Consider the following 24,675-nt stretch of genomic DNA (forward strand, 5'->3'; position numbering starts at 1 on the left):
CTTTTGCCTGGCGCTGGTTTTGCAAAAATCACGCGGTGGTTTTTGCAAAACCCTTACCATGGGCTTGATCAGGAGGTTGACATGGCCATTTCATCGACCGGCATTGGCAGTGGACTGGATGTCGAGGGCATTGTCTCCAAGCTCGTGGCACTGGAAAAGCGGCCCATTGCCAAGCTCCAGACGACGGCTGCGTCCATCCAGTCCAAGATCTCGACCTTTTCGCAGGTCAAGTCGCTCATGTCGACGTTCTCCGACGCGGCGGCCAAGCTCACGCGCGACAGCGGTTGGAATGCGATGAAGGCCACGTCCTCCAACGAAAAGGCGGTCGCGGTCAGCATCACGGGCATTGCCAGCACCACGTCGTTCGGCATGAGCGTGCAGAAGCTGGCGCGTGCGCAGTCCGTGGCGACAGCCGCCAACCCGGTGCTCGATGCCCCTGTGGGCGGTGGCGTGCTGACCCTGCAGCTCGGCACCTGGAAGGATACGGACACCTCGCCCACCTTTGCCCCGGGCACCGCGGATGCGGTCACCATCTCGGTGGATGCGGCCGACTCTCTGACCAAGATCGCCGTGGCCATCAATGAAAAAAATGCCGGTGTGTCCGCGACGGTGCTGCGCGATGCCTCGGGCGAGCGCCTGTTGCTGCGTTCCAAGGCCACCGGAGAGGCCTCGGGGTTTCGCATCCAGGTGGCAGAGGACCCGGGGGCGCCGGGCCTGTCGGCCCTGGCGTTTGACCCGGAGAACGCGCCGGGCACGGGCATGGCGGCGCAGGCAGCCCAGTATGCCCAGAATACCCAGGCCAAGATCAACGGCATTGCTGTTTCCTCGGCCGATAACACCTTTGCCGACGCCATTCCGGGCCTGAGCATCAAGGTCTCGGAGGTCACCACGACGGACGCCGAGATCGCGGTGAGCCCGGACAACGCGGCGGTGAAAAAGAACATCACGGATTTCGTCGACGCCTTCAACGCCCTCAACGACCTGCTGGGCACGTCGACCAAGTACGACGAGGAAACCAAGACGGCGGGCGTGCTCCAGGGCGACAGCTCTGCCGTGGGGCTGCTCAATGCGCTGCGCCAGCAGGTGACGGCCACCATGGGCGGCGATGGCGCCTTCAAACGGCTCTCCGACATCGGTATCGAGATGCAGCGCGGGGGCAAGCTGACGGTGGACGCCAGCAAGCTCGACAAGGCCTTGAAGGACCCCGACGCCGTCAAGGCCATGTTCGCCAGCAGTACGGCCAAGGGTGCGGTGGCCGATGGCCTGGCCGTGAAGATCAAGGGCTATCTCTCCGGGCTGCTGTCGTTCAATGGCGTGATGGACAGCAAGTCCGATGCCCTCAGCGCCGCAGCCAAGCGCAACACAACGGAGCAGGACAAGGTGTCGGAGCGCGCCGCCGTCCTGGAAAAGCGCCTGCGCGCGCAGTATTCCGCGCTGGACAAGCAAATGGGGTCGCTCTCGGCGCTCAACAGCTACGTGGCACAGCAGGTCAGCCAATGGAACAAGAGCCGCTGAGCCGCCCTGTGCCGCATGGCTCCATGGTGCGATGAGAGGGGCATTTGCGGCGCAATCCGACCCCTGTGGTGCTTGAGTTTGCCAATGAACTGCCGATAACAAAAACAGGTAGCACATGAAGGAGCAGTCGATGTACACCCCGGTCAGTTCTCGCGCAGCCACGGCATATCGGCAGGTGGGCGTTCAGTCCTGTGTCGATGGGGCAACGCCGCACATGCTGATCAAGATGTTGTTCGATGGTCTGATGCAGTCGCTCCACGCGGCGCGCGGTGCCATGCAGCGTGGCGAGATCGAGGAAAAGGGACGCCACTTGAGCAAGGCGGTGCGCATCCTGGACGAGGGCCTCAAAGGCGCGCTCAACCCGGCACAGGGCGGGGAACTCGCCGACAACCTGCGGCTGTTGTATGCCTACAGCATCCGGCAATTGACACTGGCCAATCTGCGCAACGATGCCTCCCTGGTGGAAGAGGTGGTGCAGTTGATCGCGCCCGTCGCGCAGAGTTGGGAAGAAATCGGTGCGGCTGCAAGCACTGCAGGAACTCAAGAATAAAAGGTTGGATGATGTCCGATATGCTGATCGACTACTACAAGGCCATCGAAGACAGCAGCCTCAAGATGCTCGAAGCCGCCCGTGCCAGCGACTGGGATGGCGTGGTGCGCTACGAAGGCGCTTGCGCCGTGCTGATCGAGGAGCTGCGGTTCAAGTCGCAGGAGCACGAGCTCCCGCCCGAGCACCGCAAGGAAAAGACCCGCATCATGCAGCGCATCCTGCGCAACGACGCGCAGATCCGCATCCTGGCCGAGCCCTGGCTGGCCCAGTTCGAGCACCTGTTCGACGGGCAGCCGCAGACCATGCATTGAATGCAGGGGCGGCGTGGTGGCGCTGCACCGGGTTGGCCCCCTGGCGACCCGGCCCATGCAAAAAGCCGGCACCGCGAGGTGGCCGGCTTTTTTTATGGAAAAAATGGCTTTGGCGCTTTCTGGTCAAGCGCAAACAGCTATCAAATCAGTAGTAAAACACCAGCTCACACCTGCATGTTCATGATGTCGGTGTAGGCCTGGACCATGCGGTTGCGCACGTGCAGCGTGGCCTGAAAGCCGATCTGCGCCTTCTGGATGGCCACCATGGTTTCTTCCAGACTGACGTTGGGGTTCTCCAGTTGCACTTCGCGCTGCATGCGGCCCGCCTCGTTCTGGGCACTGCTGACGGATTGCAGGGCCCCCTTGAGGGCGTCTGAAAAGCCGGCGCTGCGGGTTTCGGCGGGTGTGGGCTGGGCACGGCGCGCCATGCCTGCGCCCGCAAGCGGGGTGGTGGTGCTGGGAATGCGGAGGTCCATGGCGGTATCCGTGCAGTGACATGGGGGGATGACGCAATGGTAGGCAGGGGGCGCGGCGCCATAGTGGCGAAATGATGGCCAAATGCGCGCCTTATCGGGCCGCCAGTGAACGGGGGGCGGCCGAATAATCGACGGCACCAAAGCCTGCTTCCGGGCTCCTGTCATACTGCCAAGCAAGATGTCCGCCGCCGCTCAAGTGCCCGCCCCTGCTCCCGCCGCTGCCGCTCCTGCGTGGATGCAGCGGTTCTCCTCCCTGGACCGTGCCCAGCGCCTGCGCCTGGGGATCGGCGTGGTTCTGCTCGTGGCCGCGGCCATGGCCGCGGTGCTGCTCGGGCGTCAGCAGGACTACCGCGTCCTGTTTGCCAATCTGTCGGACAAGGATGGTGGCGCCATCGTCGCGCAGCTCACGCAGATGAACGTCCCCTACCGCTACACCGAGGGTGGCGGCGCCATCATGGTGCCTTCGGACCGGGTGCACGATGTGCGCCTGCGCCTGGCCTCGCAGGGCCTGCCCAAGGGCACGGTCACCGGCTTCGAGGTGATGGAGTCCGGCCGCTTCGGGGTGACGCAGTTCCAGGAGCGCCTGAACTTCCAGCGCGGGCTCGAAGGCGAGCTCACGCGCTCCATCCAGTCGCTGTCCTCGGTGCAGAGTGCGCGCGTGCACCTGGCGCTGCCCCAGCAGAACGGTTTTTTCCGCGAGCAGCAGAAACCCTCGGCGTCCATCCTCGTGAGCCTGTACCCGGGCCGCACGCTCGACCGTGCCCAGATCGCCGGCATCGTGCACCTGGTGGCTGCCAGCGTGCCGGAGCTGCAGCCCGCGGCCGTGAGCGTGCTCGACGATAGCGGCAAGCTGCTGTCGCAGTCGGGCGAGGCAGGCAATGGCGCGGCGGTGGACGCGCAGCAGTTGCAGTATGTGCAGCAGATCGAGCAGCAGTACACGCGCCGCATCATGGAGATCCTCGAACCCGTGGTCGGGCGCAACAACATCAAGGCGCAGGTGACGGCCGAGCTCGACTTCAGCCAGACCGATTCCACCCAGGAGCAGTACCGGCCCAACCAGACGCCGGACGCCGCCGTGGTGCGCAGCCAGCAGGTACTGGAAAGCCGGGAGACCGCGACTTCCACCAGCACGGGGCCCGTCGGCGTGGGCGCCGTGGCCAACCAGCCGCCCGCACCCTCGGCTGCGCCCATCAACGGCGCCAACCCGGCGCCCCAGGCGGCAGGCCAGGCGGGGGGGCAGCAGCAAGGCACGGACACGGGCAGCAGCAAGCGCGAGTCGACCACCAACTACGAGGTGGACAAGACGGTGCGCGTCACGCGCGGGAACAACTGGGCGATCAAGCGGGTCAATGCGGCCGTGGTGGTCAACTACCAGAGCGTGACCGATGCCAAGGGCAAGGTGGAGCAAAAGCCGCTGTCGCCCGAGCAGATGGAGAAGATGACGGCACTGGTGCGCGAGACCGTGGGCTACAGCAGGGACCGGGGCGATTCCGTGAACCTCATGAACGCGCCCTTCCAGCAGGAGCCGGTGGTGGCGAACGATACTCCGCTGTGGAAGCAGCCCGAAACGCAGGAGCTGGCGCGCAGCCTGGCCTGGCCCGTGGGCATGGCGCTGTTTGCTGCCCTGGTGCTGCTGGGGCTGGTGCGGCCCGCGCTCAAGGCGCTGGGCGGGCCCAGAGCCATCCCCATGGCGGGCGCGCAGCTCGACGCCGTGGAGGCTGACCAGCCCGAGCGCCCGGCGCTGCCGGCGCCGGCCAAGAAGGAGCAGCAGGCCGTGGCCACGCCCGAGCAGTTGCGCCTGGAGGAGGCGCGCGCGCTGGCGCGCTCCAACCCGGTGGCTGTGGCCAATATCGTGAAGAACTGGGTCGGCGGGGAGACCGCTTGAGCGGCGCGCTCGCCTGCAGGAATCACCATGGATGAAGAAGGACTGAACAACGCCGCCATCTTCCTCATGTCGCTGGGCGAGGAGGAGGCTGCCGAGGTTTTCAAGCACCTCTCGCCCAAGGAGGTGCAGAAACTCGGCGAAACCATTGCACGCATGCGCACCGTCTCGCGCGAGAAGGTGGACGAAGTGGTCCAGAAATTCTCGAACGAGGCGGCCGCCCAGAGCCTGCTGGTGTCGGATACCGGCAACTATGTGCGCGCCGTGCTCAAGCGCGCCCTGGGCGACGACAAGGCGGGCCTGCTGATCGACCGCATCCTGCAGGGCGGTGACGTCTCGGGCATCGAAAGCCTCAAGTGGATGGACCCGCTCTCCGTGGCCGAGCTGCTGCGCAACGAGCACCCGCAGATCGTGGCGGCCATCCTCGTGCACCTGGACCACGACCATGCCGCCTCCGTGATCAAGCATTTCACCGAGCGCCAGCGCAACGAAGTCATGCTGCGCGTGGCCACGCTCGAGGGCATACAGCCCATGGCGCTCAAGGACCTCAACGAGGTGCTGTTCAAGGTGCTGGCCGGCGGCGACAAGATCCGCAAGGCCTCGCTCGGCGGCGTCAAGACGGCAGCGGAAATCATCAACCTGCTCGGCACGAACGTGGATACGGCCGTGCTGGAGTCCATCCGCGCCCACGACCCGGACCTGGCGCAGAAGATCATGGACAAGATGTTCGTGTTCGACGACGTGATCAAGCTCGACGATCGCGCCATCCAGGCCGTGCTCAAGGAGATCGCCTCCGAGACGCTCATCGTGGCCCTCAAGGGCGCCATGCCCGAGCTGCGCGAGAAGTTCCTCTCCAACATGTCCTCGCGCGCCGCCGAGGCGCTGCGCGAAGACCTGGAGTCGCGCGGCCCCATGCGCCTGTCCGAGGTCGAGGCGCAGCAGAAGGAGATTCTCAAGACCGTGCGGCGCCTGGCCGATGAAGGCCAGATCGTGATTGGAGGCGGTGGTGACGACGCCTTCGTCTAAGAGCAGCCGGATCTACGCGCGCTTCATCCCGCGGGAAGAAGTGGGCGACGTCACGCACTGGAAGTTCGGCGCCGTGGACGGCACCCCGGAGGTGCCGGAAGAAGCCGAGGAGCTCCCCCCGCCGCCCACCCCCGAAGAGGTGGAGACCGCGCACCAGCAGGCCCTGGAGCAGGCGCGTGCCCAGGCCTGGGCGCAGGGCGAGGAAAAAGGCCGCGAACAGGCCAGCCTGGAATGGCAGCAGCGCCTCGATGATTACATCGGCCAGCAGGGGCGGGAGGCGGCCGAGCGCATCGACGCCATCGTGCGCGGCATGCAGGAGCAGTGGGAGCAACTGGAGCAGGGCGCTGCCGGCCACGTGCTGGAGCTGGCCTGCGACATCGCCCGCCAGGTGCTGCGCCAGGAGCTGCAGGCCAACCCCCAGGCCCTGCTGCCCGTGGTGCGCGAAGCCGTGGGCATGCTCGCTGCCGACAGCGCCACCGCCACGGTGCGCCTGCACCCGCAAGACCACGCGCTGCTCGAGGCGGCCTTGCTCCAGGAGCCCTTCGCCCAGTCGGTGAAATGGCTGGCCGATGCCAGCGTGGCCCCGGGCGGCTGCCTGGTCGAGCAGGCGGGCGTGGTGATCGACGGCAGCCTGGAAAAGCGCTGGCAAAGGGCCATTGCCCCGCTGGGCCTGGCCGTGCCGCTGGAGGGCGAGGGCGATGACCCCGGCACCTGACCGTACTGCCCGGCACGCCTCGCCGTGGGCCGATTTCCTGCACAACGCCCGCGCTCTCGTGGCGCAGGATGCGGGCCTGGAGCTGCGCGGCACGCTCACCCGCCTGACCGGCCTGGTGCTGGAGGCCGTGGGCATCCGCGTGCCTGTGGGCTCACAGTGCCTGGTGCAGATGCCGGGCAAGGAGCCGGTGCTGGCCGAAGTGGTCGGCTTTGCGGGCGAGCGCGCCTTTCTCATGCCCGCAGGCGACATCCATGGCCTGTCCAGCGGAGCCACCGTGGTGCCTGCGCCCCCCTATATCCCCGTGCCGCGCATGGGCGAGCCGGCGCGCGCCGTCAACCGCATCGGTGCGCTGCGCGTGCCTCTGGGGGCGGGCCTGCTGGGCCGCGTGGTCGATGCGCAGGGCGTACCCCTGGACCATGCCGGGCCGCTGCAGGACGTGAGTGCCGAGCCCATCAACCGCAGCCAGATCAACGCCATGGACCGCGACCCGGTGCGCGAACCGCTCGATACCGGTGTGCGCGCCATCAACGCCCTGCTGACCGTGGGGCGCGGCCAGCGCCTGGGTCTGTTTGCCGGCTCCGGCGTTGGCAAGAGCGTGCTGCTGGGCATGATGGCGCGTTACACCCAGGCCGACATCATCGTGGTCGGGCTGATCGGCGAGCGCGGGCGCGAGGTGAAGGAGTTCGTGGAGGACATCCTCGGTGCCCAGGACCGCGGCCGCGCCGTGGTGGTGGCCGCGCCGGCCGACGCGCCCCCACTGCTGCGCATGCAGGGGGCGGCCTACGCCACGGCCGTGGCCGAACATTTCCGCGACCAGGGCAAGCATGTGCTGCTGCTCATGGATTCACTCACGCGCTATGCCATGGCACAGCGCGAGATCGCCCTGGCCATCGGCGAGCCGCCGGCCACCAAGGGCTATCCGCCCTCGTGCTTTGCCAAGCTGCCCCAGTTGGTGGAGCGCAGCGGCAACGGCCTGCACGGGGTGGGCTCGATCACGGCCTTCTATACCGTGCTGTCCGAGGGCGATGACCAGCAGGACCCGATCGCCGATGCCGCGCGCGCCATTCTGGACGGGCACATCGTGCTGTCGCGCGCGCTGGCCGAGACCGGGCACTTCCCCGCCATCGACATCGAGCAATCGGCCTCGCGCGTGATGCACAACGTGGTCCCGCGCGCGCATTTCGAGGCGGCACGGGAGTTCCGCGCCGTCTATTCGCGCTACCAGAAGAGCCGCGACCTGGTGCAGGTGGGGGCCTATATGGCGGGCTCCGATCCCTTGCTCGACGAAGCCATTCGCTTGCAGCCGGCCATGCAGGCCTTTCTGCAGCAGGGCATGTTCGAGGCCGCGCCCCTGGATGCCAGCGTGGGCGCCATGGCGGCCGTGCTGCACGGCTGAGAAGGAGCACAGCCATGGCCAGGACCAACGCTCTTGCCGTCGCCGTGGAGCTGGCCACGCGCCAGCGCGACGAGGCGCGCCGCGTGCTGCAGGACGCACTGGGCGCCCAACAGGCGGCGCAGGAGCAGTTGCAGGTGCTGAACAACTACGCGCAGGAAACGGAAAACCGCTGGGGCGTGCGTGCCGAGGTGCAGCGCGCCCCGGAGGTGCTGTTCCACCACTACCAGTTCATGGGCCGCCTGCAGCACGCGGCCGGCCTGCAATCGGGCGTCGTGGGCGACCACGCGGCGCGCGTGGACCACGCCCGCCACAAATGCCTGGAGGCCGAGGTGCGCCTGGCCAGCCTGCAGAAACTGCTGGACAAGCGCCGCCTGGAGGCCGAGCAGGCGCACTGGCGGCGTGAGCAGAAACAGACCGATGAGCGTGCTGCACAGCAGCACTTGCGTACACACAGCGGCCATTGAAGGCCGGGGAGTTCACCATGGAAGCAACACGCATGCAAGGCCCGTCCAGCCCGCCCCCCCAGGGCGGGCAGGTGGCGCGTACCCGCCCCGGGGCTGCCTCCGCAGCGGGCCCGGACGCTGCGGCCGCCCAGGGGGGCGGCGCTTTTCTGTCCTTGCTGGCAGCGCTGGAGCCGCTGGACGGGGCGGCCCTCACCACCGCCCAGGATGCGGCACTGCCCGCCACCGGCAGCACACCGCCTGCGGACGAACCTGCCGCCCAGGATGCGGCCCAGGCCATGCTGCAGGCAGGCTGGTGGACGCAGCCGGAGGTGCCGGTGCTGCCCAATGCCGTGCAGGACGCGGTCGGCGGATCCGTGTTGGAGAGCCGTGGCGGCCTGCACAGCGGGCTGCTGCCGACGCACGGGCCGGGCGCGCTGCCTGTGCCGGGAGGTCCGGCCGTGGGTGGCAAGGGTCTGGACAGCATGCTGCTGGCGGCCGGGCTGCCCGATGGCCTGGTGGCGCAGACGGCGCGCCTGGACGCGGCGGCGGGCGATGGCCGGCAGGCTGGTGCAGGCCTGGTGGGCGATGCCGAGGGCGCACCCGCCCGGCCCGGCGGGGCGGGGCGCAAGGCAGGTGCCTCCCGGGGTGCTGCCGCGCTGGGTGCCATGGATGCGACCGCGGCGAGCCGTCCGACGCTGGCGCGGTATGCCCCGGCCGGCGATGCGGTCTCGGCCCCGGGCAGCCTCGGCGCGCAGGCCACACCCTCGCAGGCCCAGAGCCTGCAGGCTGCGGCGGCGGGCCTGGGGCGTGCCGCCCTGGAGGCAGAGCGGCAGGCGGGCGGGGCGGCGCCCCAGTCCACGCTCTCTGCCGCAGTGGCCGAGGCGGGGGCCGTGCGCGCGCCCGCGCCGCGCCATGAACCGGGGGGCGGTGCCTTCCAGTCAGGCACAGATGGTGCATGGGCGGCGCCCGCCGCCGACGGGTTTTCGGCGCCCATGGCGGATCTGCCGGCCGACGCTGGCGTCGCCGCCTTCGAGGAGGCCCTGGCCGATGAAGTGGCGTTCTGGGTGAACCAGAACCTGCAAAAGGCCGAGCTCACAGTGAGCCACGATGGCATGCCGGTGGACGTGAGCGTGGCCCTGCAGGGCAACCAGGCCCATGTCAGCTTCACGGCCGAGCAGGCGTCCACCCGCGAACTGCTCGATGCAAGCCAGGCGCAGCTGCGCGACCTGCTGCAGCAGCATGGGCTGGAGCTGGCCGGACTGTCCATCGGCCAGAACGCGCAGCAGCCGGGGGCCGGGCCCGGGGGCGAGGGGAGTGGGCGCGGACAGGACGATCCCCGCGGCGGTGCCGGTGTACAGGCCGGCCCGGCGGCGGTCGATGGCGTGCGCACGGGTATCCGGGTGCTGACGGACCGCGCCGTGGATCTGTTCGTCTGAGCCTGTGCGCCGCCACAGACGGGAAATGCCACCGTATTTGCCGTTTTATTCTGGCTATCATCGGCTGGCCGGCGTCCAATAATGGACCCCATGCGAGGTTCGCCGCCCCTGCAAGGCAGGGGGCGGCAGCCCCTTGCACCCCAAGCTAGGAAACACCGTGGCATCCACCGCAGCACCCGCCGAAACCGCCAAAAAACCCGCCAGGAGCAAGAAGCTGCTCGTCATCATCGGCGTGGTCGTGGCGTTGCTGGTGCTTGCGGGTGCGGGCACGCTCTGGTTTCTCAAGAGCAGGGCGCAGGCGGCAGACGGTGAGGAGGCGCCGGCCAAGGCGGCCGAACCGGCAGCCCCTCCGGTATTCCTGCCCATGGACATGCTGGTCGTGAACCTGGCAGACAACGGCGGCGAGCGCTTTGCCCAACTGGGCATCACCCTCCAGCTGGCCGATGCCAAGACGGCAGAACTCGTCAAGCAGCACATGCCCACCATCCGCAACGGCGTGCTCATGCTCGCCTCCCAGCGCACGTCCGATGAGCTGCTCACCCGCGAAGGCAAGGAAAAGCTCGCCAAGGACATCCAGCGCGAAGTCTCGCGCCCCCTGGGTTTCGACGCTCCGGCGGCCAAATCCAAGTCCCGGGGCGATGAGGAGGACCCCGACGCCCGCCCGCGGCGCAAGGCGCCGGTCAACCCGGTGCTGGGCGTGCTGTTTTCCAGTTTCATCATCCAGTGAACGGCACGGGAGCGCGCCATGAGCGAATCATTCTTATCGCAGGAAGAAGTCGACGCCCTCCTGGAAGGCGTCACCGGCGAGAGCCAGAAGAACGAGAAAGAGGTCTTCGATACCGGGGAGGTGCGTGTCTACGACATCTCCAGTCAGGAGCGCATCGTGCGCGGCCGCATGCCGACGATGGAAATCGTCAACGAGCGGTTTGCGCGCAACTTCCGCATCGGTCTGTTCAACTTCATCCGCCGCAGCCCCGAGATCTCCGTGGGCACGGTGACCGTGCAGCGCTACAGCGCCTTTCTGCGCGAGCTGGCGGTGCCGACCAACTTCAACATCGTCGCCATCCGCCCCCTGCGCGGCAGCGGCCTGATCGTGTGCGAGCCCTCGCTGGTGTTCGGGGTCATCGACACCCTGTATGGCGGCGTGGGCAAGTTCCAGACGCGCATCGAGGGGCGCGATTTCTCGGCCACGGAGCAGCGCGTGATCAACCGGCTGGTCGATGTCATCACCTCCGAGTACAAGAAGGCCTGGCACGGCATCTACCCGCTGGAGCTGCACTACCAGCGCTCGGAGATGCAGCCCCAGTTCGCCAACATCGCCACGCCCAGCGAGATCGTGGTGTCCACGGCCTTCCAACTGGAAATCGGCGACCTCTCGGGCGCCATCCATATCTGCATGCCCTATGCGTCGCTCGAACCCATCCGGGACGTGCTGTACTCCTCGACCCAGGGCGACTCGATCGAGGTGGACCGCCGCTGGGTGCGCGTGCTCTCGCGCGAGATCCAGGCGGCCGAGGTCACGCTCGTGGCCGAGCTGGCAACGGCAGAGGCCACCGTCGAACAATTGCTGGCGATGAAGCCGGGCGACTTCATCGAGCTCGACCGCCAGCCCCGGATTCGCGCCTCCATCGGTGGCGTGCCCCTTTTTGATTGCCAATACGGTACCCACAACTCCCGGTACGCCATCCGCATCGAGGAATGCCTGCGCACCGGGGACGTAAGCTGGATGGGAGAGAAGAATGCCCTCTGAAGAAAACCCGGACAACAAGCCCGGCGAAGCGGCGGACGATCCGTTTGCCGATTGGGCCGAGGCCCTGGAAGAGCAAAAGCGCACCGACGGCCCGGACACCAGCGACCAGGGCGGGCCCCTGGCCGGCGGCGCGGCCATGCCGTTCTCGGGCGCGAGCAACGATGCACCGCACCAGGACATCAACATGGTGCTGGACATCCCGGTGCAGTTGTCGGTGGAGCTGGGCCGCACGAAAGTGCCCATCAAGTACATCCTGCAGCTCGCCCAGGGCTCGGTGGTGGAGCTCGACGCGCTGGCTGGCGAGCCCATGGACGTGCTCGTCAACGGCTACCTCATCGCCCAGGGCGAGGTGGTGGTGGTCAATGACAAGTTCGGCATCCGCCTGACCGACGTCGTGACCCCGTCCGAGCGCTTGCGCAGGCTCAGCCGTGGCTGATGCATCCATGACGCAGGCGCTGCTCGCCGTCGTGCTCTTCATGGCGGGCATGGCGGCCTTGCCCTGGCTGGTGCGCCGCCTGCAGCAGCGCCAGGCCAACGCCGGGGCCGGGCAGGCCATGGCCTCCAAAGTGGTGTCCGCCGTGGCCGTGGGGCCGCAGCAGCGCGTGGTGACCGTGGAGGTCGGACCCGAGCATGCGCGCACCTGGCTGGTGCTGGGGGTGACGGCGCAGCAAATCCATTGCCTGCACGTGCTGTCCGCCGCTGGCGCCACCGCCGCCGGCAGCACGGCCGCGGACTTCGCGCGCACCCTGCACGCCGAGTCCGCCGCCCTGGGCGCGCCCGCCCTGTCTACCGATGTGCGCCATGGCTCCTAAGACCTGGCGCCCCCTGCGCGCGCTGGTGCTGCTGGCGCTGTGCCTGCTGCAGGCGCCGGCCTGGGCGCAGGCGGCGGGCAGCCTGCCCGTGCTGGTGGGTTCGGGCAGCGGCGGGACGAGCTTTTCCGTCCCCATCCAGACGCTGCTGTTTTTCACGGCCCTGTCCTTCCTGCCCGCCATCCTGCTGATGATGACGGGGTTTACGCGCATCGTGATCGTGCTGTCGCTGCTGCGCCAGGCCCTGGGCACGCAGTCGGCGCCGCCCAACCAGGTGGTCATCGGGCTGTCGTTGTTCCTCACGTTCTTTGTGATGGGCCCCACGCTGGACAAGGTCTACCAGGACGCCTACCTGCCGTACACCAAGGATGCCATCACCTTCGAGCAGGCGGTGGCGCGCGCCGAGGCCCCCATGCGCGGCTTCATGCTCAAGCAGACGCGCCAGTCGGACTTCGCCCTGTTCGCGCGGCTGGCCAAGCTCGATCCCGCGGTCACGGCAGAGACGGCGCCCATGCGCGTCATCGTCCCGGCCTTTGTGACCAGCGAGCTCAAGTCGGCGTTCCAGATCGGTTTTCTGATCTTCATCCCGTTCCTGGTCATCGACATGGTGGTCTCCAGCATCCTCATGTCGCTGGGCATGATGATGCTCTCGCCGGTGCTGGTGGCGCTGCCCTTCAAGCTCATGCTGTTCGTGCTGGCCGACGGATGGAACCTGCTCATCGGCTCGCTGGCCGCCAGCTTCGTCACCTAGGACCGTCCCATGACCTCGCAAATGGTGCTCTCCATCGGCAGCGATGCCCTCACCCTGCTCCTGATGGTGGCCATGCCCGTGCTCGGCGCCGTGATGGCGGTGGGGCTGGTGGTGAGCATTTTCCAGGCGATCACGCAAATCCATGAGGCCACGCTGGCCTTCGTGCCCAAGCTGGTGGCGGCGGTGACGGTGTTCGCCGTGATCGGGCCATGGATGATCACCACGCTGGTGGACTACATCCGGCGCACCATCGAATCCATTCCCACCGTGATCGGCTGAGCGCGGGGCCCGGGCCGTGATCACCTTTGCCGAATCGCAGCTGGTGGCGTGGCTCTCGCCGCTGCTCTGGCCGTTCCTGCGCGTGCTGGCGGTGTTTTCCGTGGCGCCGCTCTTTTCCATGCGGGCCGTGCCTGCGCGCGCGCGCATCGGCCTGGCCTTCTTCGTCGCCCTCAGCGCCCAGGCGGTGCTGGCAGACCAGCCCGTGGTCGCGCTCAACGGCCCCGGGGCGCTGGGCGCGGTGGCGCAGCAGGTGGCCGTGGGGCTGGCCATCGGGTTTGCCGTGCGCCTGGTGTTTGCCGCCGTGGAGATGGCGGGCGAAGTCATCGGCCTGCAGATGGGCCTGAACTTTGCAGCGTTCTTCGACCCGACGAGCAACGCCCAGGTCAGTGCCGTGGCGCGGTTCTATGGCTACCTGTCCATGCTGCTGTTCGTGGTGATCAACGGCCACCTCATGGTGCTCATGGCCGTGGTCGAGAGCTTCCAGCGCTTTCCCACCGACGGCAACTTCCTGCAGGCGCTGGCGCAAATGCGCTTGTACGAGATGGGGGGCGCGCTGTTCACCAGCGCGCTGTGGATGGCCCTGCCGATGATCGCCCTGCTGCTGTTCGTCAACCTCACGCTGGGCATCATCTCGCGCGTTGCGCCGCAGATGAACATCTATGCCGTGGGCTTCCCGGTCACGCTCTCCGTGGGCCTGCTGGGCATTGCGGCCACCCTGCCCATGCTGGAGCAGCCCGTGCTCAAGCTGTTCCAGCAGGCCTTCGACACCTTGGGCATCCAGTTCTAGTTCGCTATTGAAATGATAGCTGTTGGCGCTTATCAATAGCGCGCTGGAGCCGTTTTTTATTGAATTCCTGCGCCGCGCCGCTTCACACCAGTTGGTTGCGGATTGCGTAGGCGGTGAGTTCGGCGTTGTTCGTGAGCTTGAGCTTTTCCAGCACCCGCGAGCGGTACACACTCACCGTCTTGGGGCTGAGCATGAGCTCCTCGGCAATCTCCGACAGCCGGCGCCCCGAGGCGATCTTGAGTAGCGTCTGCAGCTCGCGCTCGGACAGCGTGGTGTGCGCCGCCACGTCCTCGGGCTGGGCAATGCTCTCGGCGAGCATCTGCGCCACCTCCGGGGTCAGGTACTTGCGCCCCTGGGCGATGGTGTGCACCGCCTCGATGAGCGCCACCGGGTCGGCCGCCTTGCTGGCGTAGCCCTGGGCGCCGGCGCGCAGGCAGCGCACGGCGTACTGGTCCTCGGGGTTCATGGAGACCACCAGCACCTTGATGGCCGAGTCGGTCTCGCGCAGGCTGGCGAGCACCTCCAGCCCGCTGCGCCCGGGCATGTTGAGGTCGAGCAGCAGCACATCGCACGGCGCCGAGCGCAGCACCTCGCGCAGTTCGGGGTAGCTGGCCGCCTCGCCGGTGACCTCGATCCCCGGCGACTCGGCCAGGGTGTCGCGGATGCCGCGGCGCACCACGGCATGGTCGTCACACAGCACTACACGGATCATGCGGGTTCTCCGGATTAGGGTCGAGGGGCACGGACAGTATCACCGAACTGCCCTGGCCCGGCCGGCTGCTCACGTCCAGCCAGCCCCCCACGGTGCGGGCCCGCTCGCGCAGGCCCTGCAGGCCGAACGATCCGGGCCGGCCCGGGGCGGCCGGATCGAAGCCGCGGCCGTCGTCGCTCACCTCCAGCGTGAGCACCCCCTCGGTGTCGGTCAGGTCGATGCGCACCGTGCGCGCCTGGGCGTACTTGGAGATGTTCGTCAGCGCCTCCTGCGCCGTACGGTAAGCCACGAGCTGCAGGGCGTCGTCGAGCGCGATGTGCGGCCGGCACGCCTGCAGGTGCACGGCCATGCCGGTGCGCTGCGCAAAATTGTCCGCCAGCCACTGGATGGCGGCCACCAGCCCCTGGTCGAGCATGGGCGGGCGCAGGTTCATCATGATGCGCTGGCTCGCTCCCAGGGCGTGCTGCAGCATGGCCGTGGCCGCCTGGGCGTGCTCGCGCACCCCCGCCTGTTCGCTGTGGCGCCCTATCCACGACAGGTCGAACAGCACGGCCGTCAGCGCGCCGCCGATGTCGTCGTGGATCTCGCGCGCAATGGCTGCGCGCTCCTGTTCGATCGAGGTCTGCAGGTGCTCGGTCAGCTCGGCCAGGCTTTGGCGCGAGGCCGCGAGCTCGCGCGCCGCCTGCGCTTGCGCCTGGCGCGCGCGCTGCACCTCCAGGGCGCGCTCGATGACATGGGGCAGCCGTGCCAGCTCGTCCTTGAGCACATAGTCCGCCATGCCCCCGCGGATGGCCTCCACCGCCGCGGTCTCGCCGATGGCGCCGGACACCAGGATGAAGGGCGGCGGCGCGGGCGACCGGGACACCAGCGTCCAGGCATCGAGCGCGGTGAAGCCCGGCAGGTGGTAGTCCGCCAGGATCACGTCATGGCCACCCTCCTGCAGACGCGCCTGGAACGCCTCCAGGGTGTCCACCGCGTCCACGCGGGCCTCCCAGCCGGCACGGCGCAGTGCCAAGCGTGCCAGGGCCTGGTCGGCAGGGGAATCCTCCAGGTGCAGGACGCGCAAGCGGGTATTTGTGGTGCCGCAGAGCATGGTTGGGGCTATCATAGGACACAAATTGGTACAAATAGCGGTGGAGCCGGCGCGCGGCGGGGGTGTGGCGCGCGCGGCTCCAGGCATTTGGCGCCCAGGCCGCACCGTGCCTGACCTGGGGTTTCACGCATTCGGCGCAATAGAGGATTCGTGTATCTTGTCACCATCAGCGGCACTGGAGTAGTGATGGAATCTGAGCCCAATCATCCTGGCGATCCGGTGGTCCGCCTGCCCGTGATGGTGGCAGCGGAGGTACAGGATTCCCTGCTTGTGGTCATGCACGATCTGCACCGGCTGGAGGGGCTGATCAGCCACGCCACGGACAACCTCATGGAGCGCTTCGGTGTCGCCAACCAGAACCTGACGGACGCGACCGCGGGCGATTCCCCCGAGCTGCAGGCCGCCCGGGAGGCCCTGCGCAATGCCGTGACGGAGCTGCAGTTCCAGGACATGGCCTCGCAACTGATCTGGCACACCACCAAGGTGCTGCAGGCCTGCGCCTTCCGCCTGGCGGCCGAATCCATGGGCGCGGAAGAGGGCGAGGAGTCCGCCTCGTTCGTGGAAATGGCCCCCGACAGGCCCAACCCGGTGACCCAGAGCGAGATGGACGCAGGCTCCATCGAGCTGTTCTGAAGCAGCCGTGCCCGCAATTACCGATATATTCGACAACAACCCCCATCAGAATGTTGGAGCAATCAATGCAATCGATCCTAGCCGTAGATGACTCCCCGTCCATGCGGAAGATGGTGTCTTTCACTCTGACGGGTGCAGGCTACCAGGTGGTCGAGGCGGTCGATGGGCAGGATGCCCTGGAAAAGGCGCAGACCCAGAACATCGACCTGGTGCTCGCAGACCAGAACATGCCCCGCCTCGACGGCATTGGACTGACGCGCAAGCTGCGGGAGGATCCGCGCTTCAAGACCGTTCCCATTCTGATCCTCACCACCGAGTCGAGCGACCAGATGAAGCAGGCCGGCAAGGCCGCGGGGGCGACGGGCTGGCTGGTCAAGCCCTTCGATCCCAATCGCCTGATCGAGGTGATCAAGAAAGTGATCCGTTGATCGGCCCGGCCGACGACGACAAGCACACAGGAGTTGTTCCCATGGCAGACATCCACCAGGAAGGTGCAGGCGCGGATTTCGACCTGTCACAGTTCTATCAGATCTTTTTCGAAGAAGCCGCCGAGAACCTGGACCAGATGGAGCACATGCTGCTGGACCTGGACCTGCAGGAGGCCAACGACGAGGAGCTCAACGGCATTTTCCGCTGCGCGCATTCCATCAAGGGCGGCGCAGCGACGTTCGGCTTTGCGGACGTGGCCGAGCTGACGCACCAGATGGAGTCGCTGCTCGATCGTCTGCGCCGCCATGAAATCCAGCCCATCCCGCAAATGGTCGATGTGCTGCTGGAGTCTGCCGACATCTCGCGCGTGCTGCTGGCGCGCCACCAGTCCGGCGCGCAGGACGAGCCGCCCTCCACGACCGATCTCGTGCGCCGCATCAGCGAACTGGCGTCCGGCCAGGTGCCGGCAGAGCCCGTCAAGCCTGCGGCGCCCGCCGCTCCCGCGCCTGCCCAGCCGCAGCCCGCAGAGGCCGCGCCTGCGCCGGCCGCCCCGGCGCGGCCAGGCATGCGCGCGCTGCAGATCCGCATCGGCCCCATCGAGCGCCTGGAGCAGGCCGACGCGATCAAGGAGCTGTTCCGCGACATCGCCGGTCTGGGCACCATCACCGATATGCCGAGCAGCGAACCGAACATGCGCCTGTTCGCGGTGGAAACCTCGTCCACCGACAACGACCTGCTGGACCTCTTCGCCTTCCACGTGGCCAAGGAGCAGGTGCAGATCCGCGAAAACGGCGCGCCACCGGCCCAAGGCGAGAGCTTCGGCTTCTTCCCCGATGCGCCGGGAGCGCCCGGCAGCAAGCCCGGCAATGCCCTGGGCGCCATCGAACCGACCTCGCCGGTCACGCGCATTGCGCCCAAGGCCGAATCCAAGGGCGGCAGCCAGGCGCAGATGGAGTCCAACACCATCCGCGTGTCCGTCAGCAAGGTGGACCAGCTCATCAACCTCGTCGGCGAGCTGGTGATCACCCAGGCCATGCTGGCGCAGAACAGCCTGGGGCTGGATCCCGCCACCTACCAGCAACTGATCTCCGGCCTGGCCGACCTGGACCGCAACACCCGCGATCTGCAGGAATCGGTGATGTCGATCCGCATGATCCCGATGTCCATCGTTTTCAGCCGCTTCCCGCGCATGCTGCGCGACGTGGCCAACAAGCTGGGTAAGAAGGTGGAACTGGTCACCTTGGGCGAGGCCACCGAACTGGACAAGGGGCTGGTCGAGAAAATCACCGACCCCCTCACGCACCTGGTACGCAACAGCGTGGACCATGGCATCGAAATGCCGCAGGACCGCCTGGCCGCAGGCAAGTCCGAACACGGCACCATCACGCTGTCGGCGTCGCACCAGGGCGGCTCCATCGTCATCGAGGTGCGCGACGACGGGCGCGGGCTCTCGCGCGAAAAAATCCTCAAGAAGGCGCGCGAGCGCGGTCTGGACGTATCCGACCAGATGAGCGACCAGGACGTCTGGCAGATCATTTTCGCCCCCGGCTTTTCCACGGCCGATACCGTCACCGACGTGTCGGGGCGCGGCGTGGGTATGGATGTGGTCAAGCGCAACATCGCCTCGCTCAACGGTACGGTGGAGATCGACTCGTCCGAAGGCTACGGCACCCGCGTGTTGGTGCGCCTGCCGCTGACGCTGGCCATCATGGACGGCATGTCCGTCGGCGTGGGTGACGAGGTCTACATCCTGCCGCTGTCCTCGGTGGTCGAGTCCTTCCAGGTCAACCCCGACGACGTGAACACCGTGGCCCAGGGCTCGCAACTGGTCAAGGTGCGCGAGGAGTACATGCCGGTGATCGCGCTCGAAAAAGTGTTCGAGGTGCCGCGCTTTGACATGGACAAGTCGAGCAACATCATGGTGGTGGTCGAGGAAGACGGCAACCGTGTGGCACTGCTCGTTGACGAGCTGCTCGGCCAGCACCAGGTCGTGGTCAAGAACCTCGAATCCAACTACCGCAAGGTGCCCAACGTGTCCGGAGCGACCATTCTGGGCGATGGCCGGGTGGCCTTGATTCTGGACATCGGTGGCCTGGTGCGCCGTGCGCGCCACTGAGACTGCAGTGCGAGAAGGAGAAAACGAATGAGCGTGATGGAAAAAACCACCGAATCCGCGGCGACTGCCGGTGCGCGCGAATACCTGACCTTCCGGCTGGACCAGGAGGAATACGGCATCGACATCCTCAAGGTCCAGGAGATCCGGGGCTATGAGCCGCCGACGCGCATTGCGCACGCGCCGGCCTTCATCAAGGGTGTGGTCAACCTGCGCGGCACCATCATTCCGATCGTGGACATGCGCCTGAAGTTCAACTGCTCCAAGGCCGAATACAACGCGTTCACGGTGGTCATCATCCTGAACCTGCGCAGCCGCGTCGTGGGCATCGTGGTCGATTCGGTCAGCGACGTGATGGAGCTTGCCGCCGACAGCGTCCGGCCCGCTCCCGACATTGAAAGCGTCATCGACAGCGAGTGCATCATGGGTCTGGGCTCGGTGGGCGAGCGCATGCTCATCCTGCTCGATATCGAGAAACTGATGTCCGGGGTGGACATGGGTCTCGTCTCCGCAGGCTGACCGGGCTGCATGAAACCTGCTGTGTCGATGGTATTTCCCGCCCCCGTGGCCATGCTCCCGGCCCCGCGCCAGAACGGCCGGGCCTCTCCCGGCTCTCCCAGAAAGACAGCACATGCTTCGCCACCCTGAGTCCAGGACGGACGCGGCGGCTGCCGAGCGTCGCAAGCCGGCGCGCGATCCCGTACCGGTGGCGCCGCCGCCCGGCCCCCTGGTGCAAGGCCGCGAATTCACCTGGACGGATGCCGACTTTGCCCGCGTCAAGGCACTGATCTACCAGCGCGCGGGCATCAGCCTGCACGACGGCAAGCATGCCATGGTGTACAGCCGCCTCTCGCGCCGCCTGCGCGAGACCGGGCATTCCAGTTTCAGCGAATACCTGGGCTGGCTGGAGTCGCACGATGGCCAGGAGTGGCAGGAGTTTGTCAACGCCCTGACGACCAACCTGACCTCGTTCTTCCGCGAGTCCCACCATTTCGACATCCTCGCCAGCCACCTGCGCTCGCGGCCTGCCGGCACGCCCTGGAGCGTGTGGTGCAGCGCCGCCTCCACGGGCGAAGAGCCCTATTCCATCGTCATGACGGCGGTCGAGACGCTGGGTGCCAACCCGCCCTTCAAGCTCACGGCCAGCGACATCGACTCGCGCGTCCTGACCACGGCGGCGCAGGGGGTGTACCGCATCGAAGCGGCCAAGGGGCTGAGCAGCGAACGCCTGCAGCGCTTCTTCATGCGCGGCAAAGGGAGCAATGCCGGCCTGGTGCGCGTCAAGCCCGAGCTCACGCGCATGATCGACTTCATCAGCGTCAATCTGATCCGCGACGACTGGCCGTTCCGCGAGCCGTTCGATGTGGTCTTTTGCCGCAATGTCATGATTTACTTCGATGGACCGACCCAGCGTCGCGTGCTCGAGCGCATCCACCGCGTGCTCAAGCCCGGCGGGCTGCTGTTTGTCGGGCATGCGGAGAACTTCAGCGAATCGCGCGACCTGTTCACCTTGCGCGGCAAGACGGTCTATGAACGCCGCTGACCTGTCGATCCGCTCCCTCCATGAACGCACCCAGCCCAGGCCCGACCATGTCCATCGCATCGCCACCCAGTGCCTCGGGAACGCCTGAACGGCGCCGCGCTCCCCGGATCGCGCCCCTGTCGCCCGAGATCTACCCCGCACCGGCGGCGCCTGCGCCGCGCGTCTCGCTGGCAGAACTCAAGTCGCGGCCCGTGCGCCCCGGCCAGGCGGCGTTCTTTTATTTCGACCCCCATTTCCAGTACAACGCCGTGAAGGTGCTGCCGGGCGAGTACTACGTCTCCAGCGAGGACGTGGTCGTGATGACCGTGCTCGGCTCGTGCATCGCCGCATGCCTGTGGGACAGCCGGATGCGCGTGGGCGGCATGAACCATTTCATGCTGCCCGAAGGCGATTCGCTGGACGCCTCCGGGCGCTACGGCTCCTATGCCATGGAGCTGTTGATCAACGAAATGCTCAAGCTGGGTGCGCGGCGCGAGACCATGCAGGCCAAGATCTTTGGCGGCGGGCAGGTCATGTCCAGCTTCACGACCATGAATGTCGGTGAACGCAACACCCAGTTCGTCGTCAACTATCTGCACACCGAGCGCATCCCCATCGTGTCCGAGGACGTGCTCGACATCTATCCGCGCAAGGTGTGCTTCTTCCCGGTGACGGGCAAGGCCATGGTCAAGCGCCTGGCCCACGCCCATCCCGAGGAACTGGTGGCCCAGGAGAAGCGGGGCAATGCAGCAGTCCTGGCCAGCTCCACGGCGGGCGGGACGGTGGATCTTTTTTGACGGTAAGGTTCGATGAACAAGAAAATTCGGGTGATCGTGGTCGATGACTCCGCCCTGGTGCGCAGTCTGCTGTCCGAAATCATCAATCGCCAGCCGGACATGGAGTGCATAGGGACGGCCAACGACCCCCTGGTGGCGCGCGAGATGATTCGCGAACTCAATCCGGACGTCATCACGCTGGATGTCGAGATGCCCCGCATGGACGGCATTGATTTCCTCGGGCGCCTCATGCGCCTGCGGCCCATGCCGGTGGTGATGATCTCCACCCTGACCGAGCAGGGCGCCGAAGTCACGCTCAAGGCGCTGGAGCTGGGGGCGGTCGATTTCGTGGCCAAGCCGCGCGTGGGCGTCACCAGCGGACTCAAGGAACTGGCCAGCCAGATCGTCGACAAGATCCGGGTGGCGGCCGTCGCCCAGGTGCGGCGCGCCGCACCGCGGGCGCCGGCGGGGGCGGCAGCGGCGGCCGGCAGCGTGCCAGCCAGCCCGGCCGCCGGCCTGCTGGGGCGGCTGTCCACGGAGAAGGTCATCTTCATCGGCGCCTCCACGGGCGGCACCGAAGCCATCAAGGAGATCCTGGTGCACATGCCCGCGGACTCCCCCGCCATCGTGATCACCCAGCACATGCCGCCGGGCTTTACCACCAGCTTTGCTGCACGCCTCAACAGCCTGTGCCAGATCACCGTGAAGGAGGCCATCCACGGCGAGCGCATTCTGCCGGGCCATGCCTATATCGCTCCTGGGGGCCGGCAGTTCCACATTGGCCGCAGCGGCGCCAACTACGTGGCCGTGGTGGACGACGGCCCCCCGGTCAATCGCCACAAGCCCTCGGTCGAGGTGCTGTTCAAGTCGGCTGCGGCCATGGTCGGGCGCAATGCCTTTGGCATCATGCTCACGGGCATGGGGGCCGATGGTGCAGCGGCCATGCGCGAGATGAAGGACGCGGGCAGCTACAACTACGTGCAGGACGAGGCGAGCTGCATCGTCTTCGGCATGCCGCGCGAGGCGATCGCCCATGGCGCAGCCGACGAAGTGCTGCCCCTGACCCAGATTGCCCCCGCTCTGGTGGCGCGCCTGCGCAGCAGTTCCGACAAGGTCATGCACCGCATCTGAGGCGTGCCGGCAGCCCCCGCCGGGCCGCCGGCAGGTTCAAGCGCCCAGTTCCGTCCAGCGCTCCAGCGCCTGCAGCAGCGCTTCCTCGATCTGCGCATCGCGCGCGTGCAGGGCCGTGGCCCGGGCCGGATCCTGGGTGTAGATCGCCGCGTCGGACAGGGTGTGCCGTATCGCCTGCTGCTCGGCCTCCAGCGCCTCGATGGCCGCGGGCAACTGCTCCAGTTCGCGTTGCTCCTTGTAGCTCAGCTTCTTTTTTGATAGCTGCTGGCGCTTGTCCTGATTGCCCTGGAGGCCATTTTTGCTCTCCATCTCTGCGCTGCGCGGGGCCGGCGCGGGAGCCGCAGACGCCGCCAGGGCCTGGCTGCGGCGTGACTGCGTCAGCCAGTCCTCGACACCGCCTTCGTACTCGCGCCACTGGCCATCGCCCTCATAGGCAATGGTGCTGGTGATCACGTTGTCCAGGAAGGTCCGGTCGTGGCTGACCAGGAACACCGTGCCATCGTAGGCCTGGAGCAATTCCTCCAGCAGATCCAGCGTGTCGATGTCCAGGTCGTTGGTGGGCTCGTCGAGCACCAGCACGTTCGCCGGCCGGGCGAACAGGCGTGCCAGGAACAGGCGGTTGCGCTCGCCCCCGGACAGGGAACGTACCGGCGAATGGGCGCGCGCCGGAGAGAACAGAAAATCGCCCAGATAGCTGCGCACATGCTTGCGCTGCGTGCCGATTTCTATCCACTCGCTGCCCGGGCTGATGAAATCCTCCAGCGTGGCGTCCAGGTCCACGCCCTCGCGCATCTGGTCGAAATAGGCCACTTGCAGATTGGCCCCCTGGCGCACGCTGCCCTGGTCGGGCGGCAACTGGCCCAGAATCAGCTTGAGCAGGGTGGTTTTGCCCGCCCCGTTCGGGCCGATCAGCCCCACCTTGTCCCCGCGCAGAATCGTGGCGCTGAACGGACGCACCACTGTCTTGTCGCCAAACGACTTGGCCGCGCCATCGAGCTCGGCCACGATCTTGCCGCTGGGCGCTCCCGAGGCGACCTCCATCTTCACGCTGCCCAGGGCCTCGCGCCGCGCCTGCCGGCGCGCGCGCAGGGCCTCCAGCCGGTTGATGCGGCTTTGGCTGCGCGTGCGGCGGGCCTCCACGCCCTTGCGGATCCAGATCTCCTCCTGCGCCAGCAGCTTGTCGGCCTTGGCCGCCAGGGTCTGCTCCTGGACGAGTTGCTCTTGCTTCTGCGTCAGATAGGCGGCGAAATTGCCGGGGTAGGACAGCAGGCGCCCGCGGTCCAGCTCCACGATGCGTGTCGCCACCCGGTCCAGAAAGCTGCGATCGTGCGTGATGGTGACCAGACTGCCCTTGAAGCTGGTGAGCAGTTCCTCCAGCCACACAATGGCGTCCAGGTCGAGGTGGTTGGTCGGCTCATCGAGCAGCAGCACGTCCGGACGCGCCACCAGCGCCTGCGCCAGCGCCACGCGCTTGCGCGTACCGCCGGAGAGGCCCGCGATGCGCGCCTCGGGATCCAGGTGCAGGCGCTGCAGGGTCTCCTGCACGCGCTGCTCCCAGTTCCAGGCATCGCGCGCCTCGATCTGCGTCTGCATCGCATCGAGGTCGGCGTCCGGCGCGCCGCTCAGGTACGCATCGCGCAAGGCAATGACGTCGGCAATCCCCCGCGCCACGGACTGGAACACGGAGTCCTCGTCCAGCAGATCCGGCTCCTGCGCCACATAGGCGATGCGCAGCCCCTGCTGTACGTGGCGCACGCCATCGTCCATGTGCGCCATGCCGCCCAGGATCCGCAACAGTGAGGACTTGCCCGCGCCATTGCGTCCAATCAGGCCGACGCGCTCTTGCGTCTCCAGCGAAAAATCAGCGTGGTCCAGCAGCGCCACATGGCCAAAGGCCAGTTGTGCATTGAGAAGAGAGATCAAGGCCATGTGCCTGATTATCCGCGCGCCGCGCCAACTGCCGCCCAGGCGCCGCCACCAGGCCCGCTGGAGGCCTCTTTTCGTGCTACACTGCAAGGCTTCGCTGGTGCTTGCAACGGATAACGACTGCCAAGCAACGGCGGAGACAGGAAATAAATCTCCCGACTTCTTGCTTCCCCTCGAAATTTCGATGTACAATGCAAGGCTTCGCTGCTCGGTA

The 24,675-nt window shown here is 67.1% G+C and carries 28 protein-coding genes; 24 read left to right on the forward strand and 4 right to left on the reverse strand.

Going from position 1 to position 24,675, the window contains the following annotated elements; genetic code table 11:
* The first annotated feature begins 81 nt into the window (after positions 1-81).
* The 3 genes from fliD to CGR01S_RS13515 all read left to right on the forward strand — a co-directional run bounded on the left by fliD (position 82) and on the right by CGR01S_RS13515 (position 2,376).
* Entirely contained in the window at positions 82-1,515 is a 1,434-nt protein-coding gene (gene fliD, locus CGR01S_RS13505) for a flagellar filament capping protein FliD (RefSeq protein ID WP_042428169.1), read from the forward strand.
* A 130-nt stretch (positions 1,516-1,645) separates the two neighbouring features.
* Positions 1,646-2,065, forward strand: a complete 420-nt coding sequence (gene fliS, locus CGR01S_RS13510) for a flagellar export chaperone FliS (RefSeq protein ID WP_042428257.1) — start codon at positions 1,646-1,648, stop codon at positions 2,063-2,065.
* 11 nt (positions 2,066-2,076) lie between these two features.
* On the forward strand, positions 2,077-2,376 hold the full coding sequence (locus CGR01S_RS13515; RefSeq protein WP_042428260.1) for a flagellar protein FliT: 300 nt from the start codon (positions 2,077-2,079) through the stop codon (positions 2,374-2,376).
* Positions 2,377-2,540: 164 nt separating this feature from the next.
* On the opposite strand, the gene fliE is transcribed toward CGR01S_RS13515, so the two are convergent.
* Positions 2,541-2,852: a flagellar hook-basal body complex protein FliE gene (gene fliE, locus CGR01S_RS13520; protein WP_042428171.1), complete on the reverse strand. Its 312-nt coding sequence runs from the start codon at positions 2,850-2,852 to the stop codon at positions 2,541-2,543.
* 178 nt (positions 2,853-3,030) lie between these two features.
* Here fliE and fliF point away from each other — a divergent pair, with 178 nt between their 5' ends.
* From fliF to fliR, 13 genes are all read left to right on the forward strand, one after another.
* Positions 3,031-4,737 carry a flagellar basal-body MS-ring/collar protein FliF gene (fliF, locus tag CGR01S_RS13525; protein WP_042428174.1) on the forward strand — a complete coding sequence of 569 codons (1,707 nt, stop codon included), beginning with the start codon at positions 3,031-3,033 and terminating at the stop codon, positions 4,735-4,737.
* 27 nt (positions 4,738-4,764) lie between these two features.
* Positions 4,765-5,760, forward strand: coding sequence for a flagellar motor switch protein FliG (fliG, locus tag CGR01S_RS13530; RefSeq protein WP_042428178.1), 996 nt, complete (start codon positions 4,765-4,767; stop codon positions 5,758-5,760).
* Positions 5,741-6,475, forward strand: coding sequence for a FliH/SctL family protein (locus CGR01S_RS13535; protein ID WP_042428263.1), 735 nt, complete (start codon positions 5,741-5,743; stop codon positions 6,473-6,475). The genes fliG and CGR01S_RS13535 overlap by 20 nt, the downstream gene beginning before the upstream one ends.
* On the forward strand, positions 6,459-7,871 hold the full coding sequence (fliI, locus tag CGR01S_RS13540) for a flagellar protein export ATPase FliI (protein ID WP_042428181.1): 1,413 nt from the start codon (positions 6,459-6,461) through the stop codon (positions 7,869-7,871). Before CGR01S_RS13535 ends, fliI begins: the two co-directional genes overlap by 17 nt.
* Positions 7,872-7,885: 14 nt before the next feature.
* Positions 7,886-8,335 (forward strand): flagellar export protein FliJ, encoded by a 450-nt coding sequence (fliJ, locus tag CGR01S_RS13545; protein WP_042428182.1) that lies wholly within the window; start codon positions 7,886-7,888, stop codon positions 8,333-8,335.
* Positions 8,336-8,352: 17 nt separating this feature from the next.
* Positions 8,353-9,750 carry a flagellar hook-length control protein FliK gene (locus CGR01S_RS16210; protein WP_156967578.1) on the forward strand — a complete coding sequence of 466 codons (1,398 nt, stop codon included), beginning with the start codon at positions 8,353-8,355 and terminating at the stop codon, positions 9,748-9,750.
* 157 nt (positions 9,751-9,907) lie between these two features.
* A complete protein-coding gene (locus CGR01S_RS13555) occupies positions 9,908-10,477 on the forward strand; it encodes a flagellar basal body-associated FliL family protein (protein WP_042428185.1) in 570 nt (189 codons plus the stop codon).
* 18 nt (positions 10,478-10,495) lie between these two features.
* Complete coding sequence (gene fliM / locus CGR01S_RS13560; protein WP_042428189.1) at positions 10,496-11,500, forward strand: flagellar motor switch protein FliM; 1,005 nt, start codon at positions 10,496-10,498, stop codon at positions 11,498-11,500.
* Entirely contained in the window at positions 11,490-11,936 is a 447-nt protein-coding gene (gene fliN, locus CGR01S_RS13565) for a flagellar motor switch protein FliN (protein ID WP_042428192.1), read from the forward strand. Before fliM ends, fliN begins: the two co-directional genes overlap by 11 nt.
* A gap of 7 nt (positions 11,937-11,943) precedes the next feature.
* The gene (locus tag CGR01S_RS13570; RefSeq protein WP_042428195.1) at positions 11,944-12,312 is read left to right on the forward strand and encodes a FliO/MopB family protein; all 369 of its coding nucleotides are present in this window, start codon (positions 11,944-11,946) and stop codon (positions 12,310-12,312) included.
* Positions 12,302-13,060, forward strand: coding sequence for a flagellar type III secretion system pore protein FliP (gene fliP, locus CGR01S_RS13575; RefSeq protein ID WP_042428198.1), 759 nt, complete (start codon positions 12,302-12,304; stop codon positions 13,058-13,060). Before CGR01S_RS13570 ends, fliP begins: the two co-directional genes overlap by 11 nt.
* Positions 13,061-13,069: 9 nt before the next feature.
* Positions 13,070-13,339: a flagellar biosynthesis protein FliQ gene (fliQ, locus tag CGR01S_RS13580; protein ID WP_042428200.1), complete on the forward strand. Its 270-nt coding sequence runs from the start codon at positions 13,070-13,072 to the stop codon at positions 13,337-13,339.
* 16 nt (positions 13,340-13,355) lie between these two features.
* Positions 13,356-14,126: a flagellar biosynthetic protein FliR gene (fliR, locus tag CGR01S_RS13585; RefSeq protein WP_042428201.1), complete on the forward strand. Its 771-nt coding sequence runs from the start codon at positions 13,356-13,358 to the stop codon at positions 14,124-14,126.
* 82 nt (positions 14,127-14,208) lie between these two features.
* Here fliR and CGR01S_RS13590 read toward each other — a convergent pair whose 3' ends face one another.
* Together CGR01S_RS13590 and CGR01S_RS13595 are read right to left on the reverse strand one after the other, a co-directional pair.
* The gene (locus tag CGR01S_RS13590; protein ID WP_042428203.1) at positions 14,209-14,838 is read right to left on the reverse strand and encodes a response regulator; all 630 of its coding nucleotides are present in this window, start codon (positions 14,836-14,838) and stop codon (positions 14,209-14,211) included.
* Positions 14,816-15,931 (reverse strand): hybrid sensor histidine kinase/response regulator, encoded by a 1,116-nt coding sequence (locus CGR01S_RS13595; RefSeq protein ID WP_042428205.1) that lies wholly within the window; start codon positions 15,929-15,931, stop codon positions 14,816-14,818. The genes CGR01S_RS13590 and CGR01S_RS13595 overlap by 23 nt, the downstream gene beginning before the upstream one ends.
* Positions 15,932-16,117: 186 nt before the next feature.
* Between CGR01S_RS13595 and CGR01S_RS13600 the strand changes: the two genes are divergently transcribed.
* From CGR01S_RS13600 to CGR01S_RS13630, 7 genes are all read left to right on the forward strand, one after another.
* Positions 16,118-16,564 carry a hypothetical protein gene (locus CGR01S_RS13600; RefSeq protein ID WP_042428207.1) on the forward strand — a complete coding sequence of 149 codons (447 nt, stop codon included), beginning with the start codon at positions 16,118-16,120 and terminating at the stop codon, positions 16,562-16,564.
* Between the two features lie 65 nt (positions 16,565-16,629).
* Positions 16,630-16,992, forward strand: a complete 363-nt coding sequence (locus tag CGR01S_RS13605; protein WP_042428209.1) for a response regulator — start codon at positions 16,630-16,632, stop codon at positions 16,990-16,992.
* A gap of 41 nt (positions 16,993-17,033) precedes the next feature.
* Positions 17,034-19,109, forward strand: coding sequence for a chemotaxis protein CheW (locus CGR01S_RS13610; RefSeq protein WP_042428211.1), 2,076 nt, complete (start codon positions 17,034-17,036; stop codon positions 19,107-19,109).
* A gap of 27 nt (positions 19,110-19,136) precedes the next feature.
* A complete protein-coding gene (locus CGR01S_RS13615) occupies positions 19,137-19,625 on the forward strand; it encodes a chemotaxis protein CheW (RefSeq protein ID WP_042428214.1) in 489 nt (162 codons plus the stop codon).
* 112 nt (positions 19,626-19,737) lie between these two features.
* Positions 19,738-20,649, forward strand: coding sequence for a CheR family methyltransferase (locus CGR01S_RS13620; RefSeq protein ID WP_084690697.1), 912 nt, complete (start codon positions 19,738-19,740; stop codon positions 20,647-20,649).
* A gap of 20 nt (positions 20,650-20,669) precedes the next feature.
* Positions 20,670-21,425 carry a chemoreceptor glutamine deamidase CheD gene (gene cheD, locus CGR01S_RS13625; RefSeq protein WP_439644747.1) on the forward strand — a complete coding sequence of 252 codons (756 nt, stop codon included), beginning with the start codon at positions 20,670-20,672 and terminating at the stop codon, positions 21,423-21,425.
* A 12-nt stretch (positions 21,426-21,437) separates the two neighbouring features.
* Positions 21,438-22,535, forward strand: coding sequence for a protein-glutamate methylesterase/protein-glutamine glutaminase (locus tag CGR01S_RS13630; protein WP_042428223.1), 1,098 nt, complete (start codon positions 21,438-21,440; stop codon positions 22,533-22,535).
* A 36-nt stretch (positions 22,536-22,571) separates the two neighbouring features.
* On the opposite strand, the gene CGR01S_RS13635 is transcribed toward CGR01S_RS13630, so the two are convergent.
* Complete coding sequence (locus CGR01S_RS13635; protein WP_042428225.1) at positions 22,572-24,464, reverse strand: ATP-binding cassette domain-containing protein; 1,893 nt, start codon at positions 24,462-24,464, stop codon at positions 22,572-22,574.
* Between CGR01S_RS13635 and CGR01S_RS16965 the strand changes: the two genes are divergently transcribed.
* Positions 24,463-24,675, forward strand: a 213-nt coding sequence (locus CGR01S_RS16965) for a hypothetical protein (protein ID WP_217997537.1), incomplete at its 3' end; no start/stop codon positions are given. The genes CGR01S_RS13635 and CGR01S_RS16965 overlap by 2 nt on opposite strands.

The sequence above is a fragment of the Comamonas granuli NBRC 101663 genome (assembly GCF_000739995.1).
In the GTDB taxonomy this organism is placed as follows: domain Bacteria; phylum Pseudomonadota; class Gammaproteobacteria; order Burkholderiales; family Burkholderiaceae_C; genus Simplicispira; species Simplicispira granuli.

Excerpts from the sequence above, each read along its gene's own strand:
- fliD (WP_042428169.1), top strand. The coding sequence starts at position 82 with ATGGCCATTTCATCGACCGGCATTGGCAGTGGACTGGATGTCGAGGGC.
- fliS (WP_042428257.1), top strand. The coding sequence starts at position 1,646 with ATGTACACCCCGGTCAGTTCTCGCGCAGCCACGGCATATCGGCAGGTG.
- CGR01S_RS13515 (WP_042428260.1), top strand. The coding sequence starts at position 2,077 with ATGTCCGATATGCTGATCGACTACTACAAGGCCATCGAAGACAGCAGC.
- fliE (WP_042428171.1), bottom strand. The coding sequence starts at position 2,852 with ATGGACCTCCGCATTCCCAGCACCACCACCCCGCTTGCGGGCGCAGGC.
- fliF (WP_042428174.1), top strand. The coding sequence starts at position 3,031 with ATGTCCGCCGCCGCTCAAGTGCCCGCCCCTGCTCCCGCCGCTGCCGCT.
- fliG (WP_042428178.1), top strand. The coding sequence starts at position 4,765 with ATGGATGAAGAAGGACTGAACAACGCCGCCATCTTCCTCATGTCGCTG.
- fliI (WP_042428181.1), top strand. The coding sequence starts at position 6,459 with ATGACCCCGGCACCTGACCGTACTGCCCGGCACGCCTCGCCGTGGGCC.
- fliJ (WP_042428182.1), top strand. The coding sequence starts at position 7,886 with ATGGCCAGGACCAACGCTCTTGCCGTCGCCGTGGAGCTGGCCACGCGC.
- CGR01S_RS16210 (WP_156967578.1), top strand. The coding sequence starts at position 8,353 with ATGGAAGCAACACGCATGCAAGGCCCGTCCAGCCCGCCCCCCCAGGGC.
- fliM (WP_042428189.1), top strand. The coding sequence starts at position 10,496 with ATGAGCGAATCATTCTTATCGCAGGAAGAAGTCGACGCCCTCCTGGAA.
- fliN (WP_042428192.1), top strand. The coding sequence starts at position 11,490 with ATGCCCTCTGAAGAAAACCCGGACAACAAGCCCGGCGAAGCGGCGGAC.
- CGR01S_RS13570 (WP_042428195.1), top strand. The coding sequence starts at position 11,944 with ATGACGCAGGCGCTGCTCGCCGTCGTGCTCTTCATGGCGGGCATGGCG.
- fliP (WP_042428198.1), top strand. The coding sequence starts at position 12,302 with ATGGCTCCTAAGACCTGGCGCCCCCTGCGCGCGCTGGTGCTGCTGGCG.
- fliQ (WP_042428200.1), top strand. The coding sequence starts at position 13,070 with ATGACCTCGCAAATGGTGCTCTCCATCGGCAGCGATGCCCTCACCCTG.
- CGR01S_RS13590 (WP_042428203.1), bottom strand. The coding sequence starts at position 14,838 with ATGATCCGTGTAGTGCTGTGTGACGACCATGCCGTGGTGCGCCGCGGC.
- CGR01S_RS13595 (WP_042428205.1), bottom strand. The coding sequence starts at position 15,931 with ATGCTCTGCGGCACCACAAATACCCGCTTGCGCGTCCTGCACCTGGAG.
- CGR01S_RS13600 (WP_042428207.1), top strand. The coding sequence starts at position 16,118 with ATGGAATCTGAGCCCAATCATCCTGGCGATCCGGTGGTCCGCCTGCCC.
- CGR01S_RS13605 (WP_042428209.1), top strand. The coding sequence starts at position 16,630 with ATGCAATCGATCCTAGCCGTAGATGACTCCCCGTCCATGCGGAAGATG.
- CGR01S_RS13610 (WP_042428211.1), top strand. The coding sequence starts at position 17,034 with ATGGCAGACATCCACCAGGAAGGTGCAGGCGCGGATTTCGACCTGTCA.
- CGR01S_RS13615 (WP_042428214.1), top strand. The coding sequence starts at position 19,137 with ATGAGCGTGATGGAAAAAACCACCGAATCCGCGGCGACTGCCGGTGCG.
- CGR01S_RS13620 (WP_084690697.1), top strand. The coding sequence starts at position 19,738 with ATGCTTCGCCACCCTGAGTCCAGGACGGACGCGGCGGCTGCCGAGCGT.
- cheD (WP_439644747.1), top strand. The coding sequence starts at position 20,670 with ATGAACGCACCCAGCCCAGGCCCGACCATGTCCATCGCATCGCCACCC.
- CGR01S_RS13630 (WP_042428223.1), top strand. The coding sequence starts at position 21,438 with ATGAACAAGAAAATTCGGGTGATCGTGGTCGATGACTCCGCCCTGGTG.
- CGR01S_RS13635 (WP_042428225.1), bottom strand. The coding sequence starts at position 24,464 with ATGGCCTTGATCTCTCTTCTCAATGCACAACTGGCCTTTGGCCATGTG.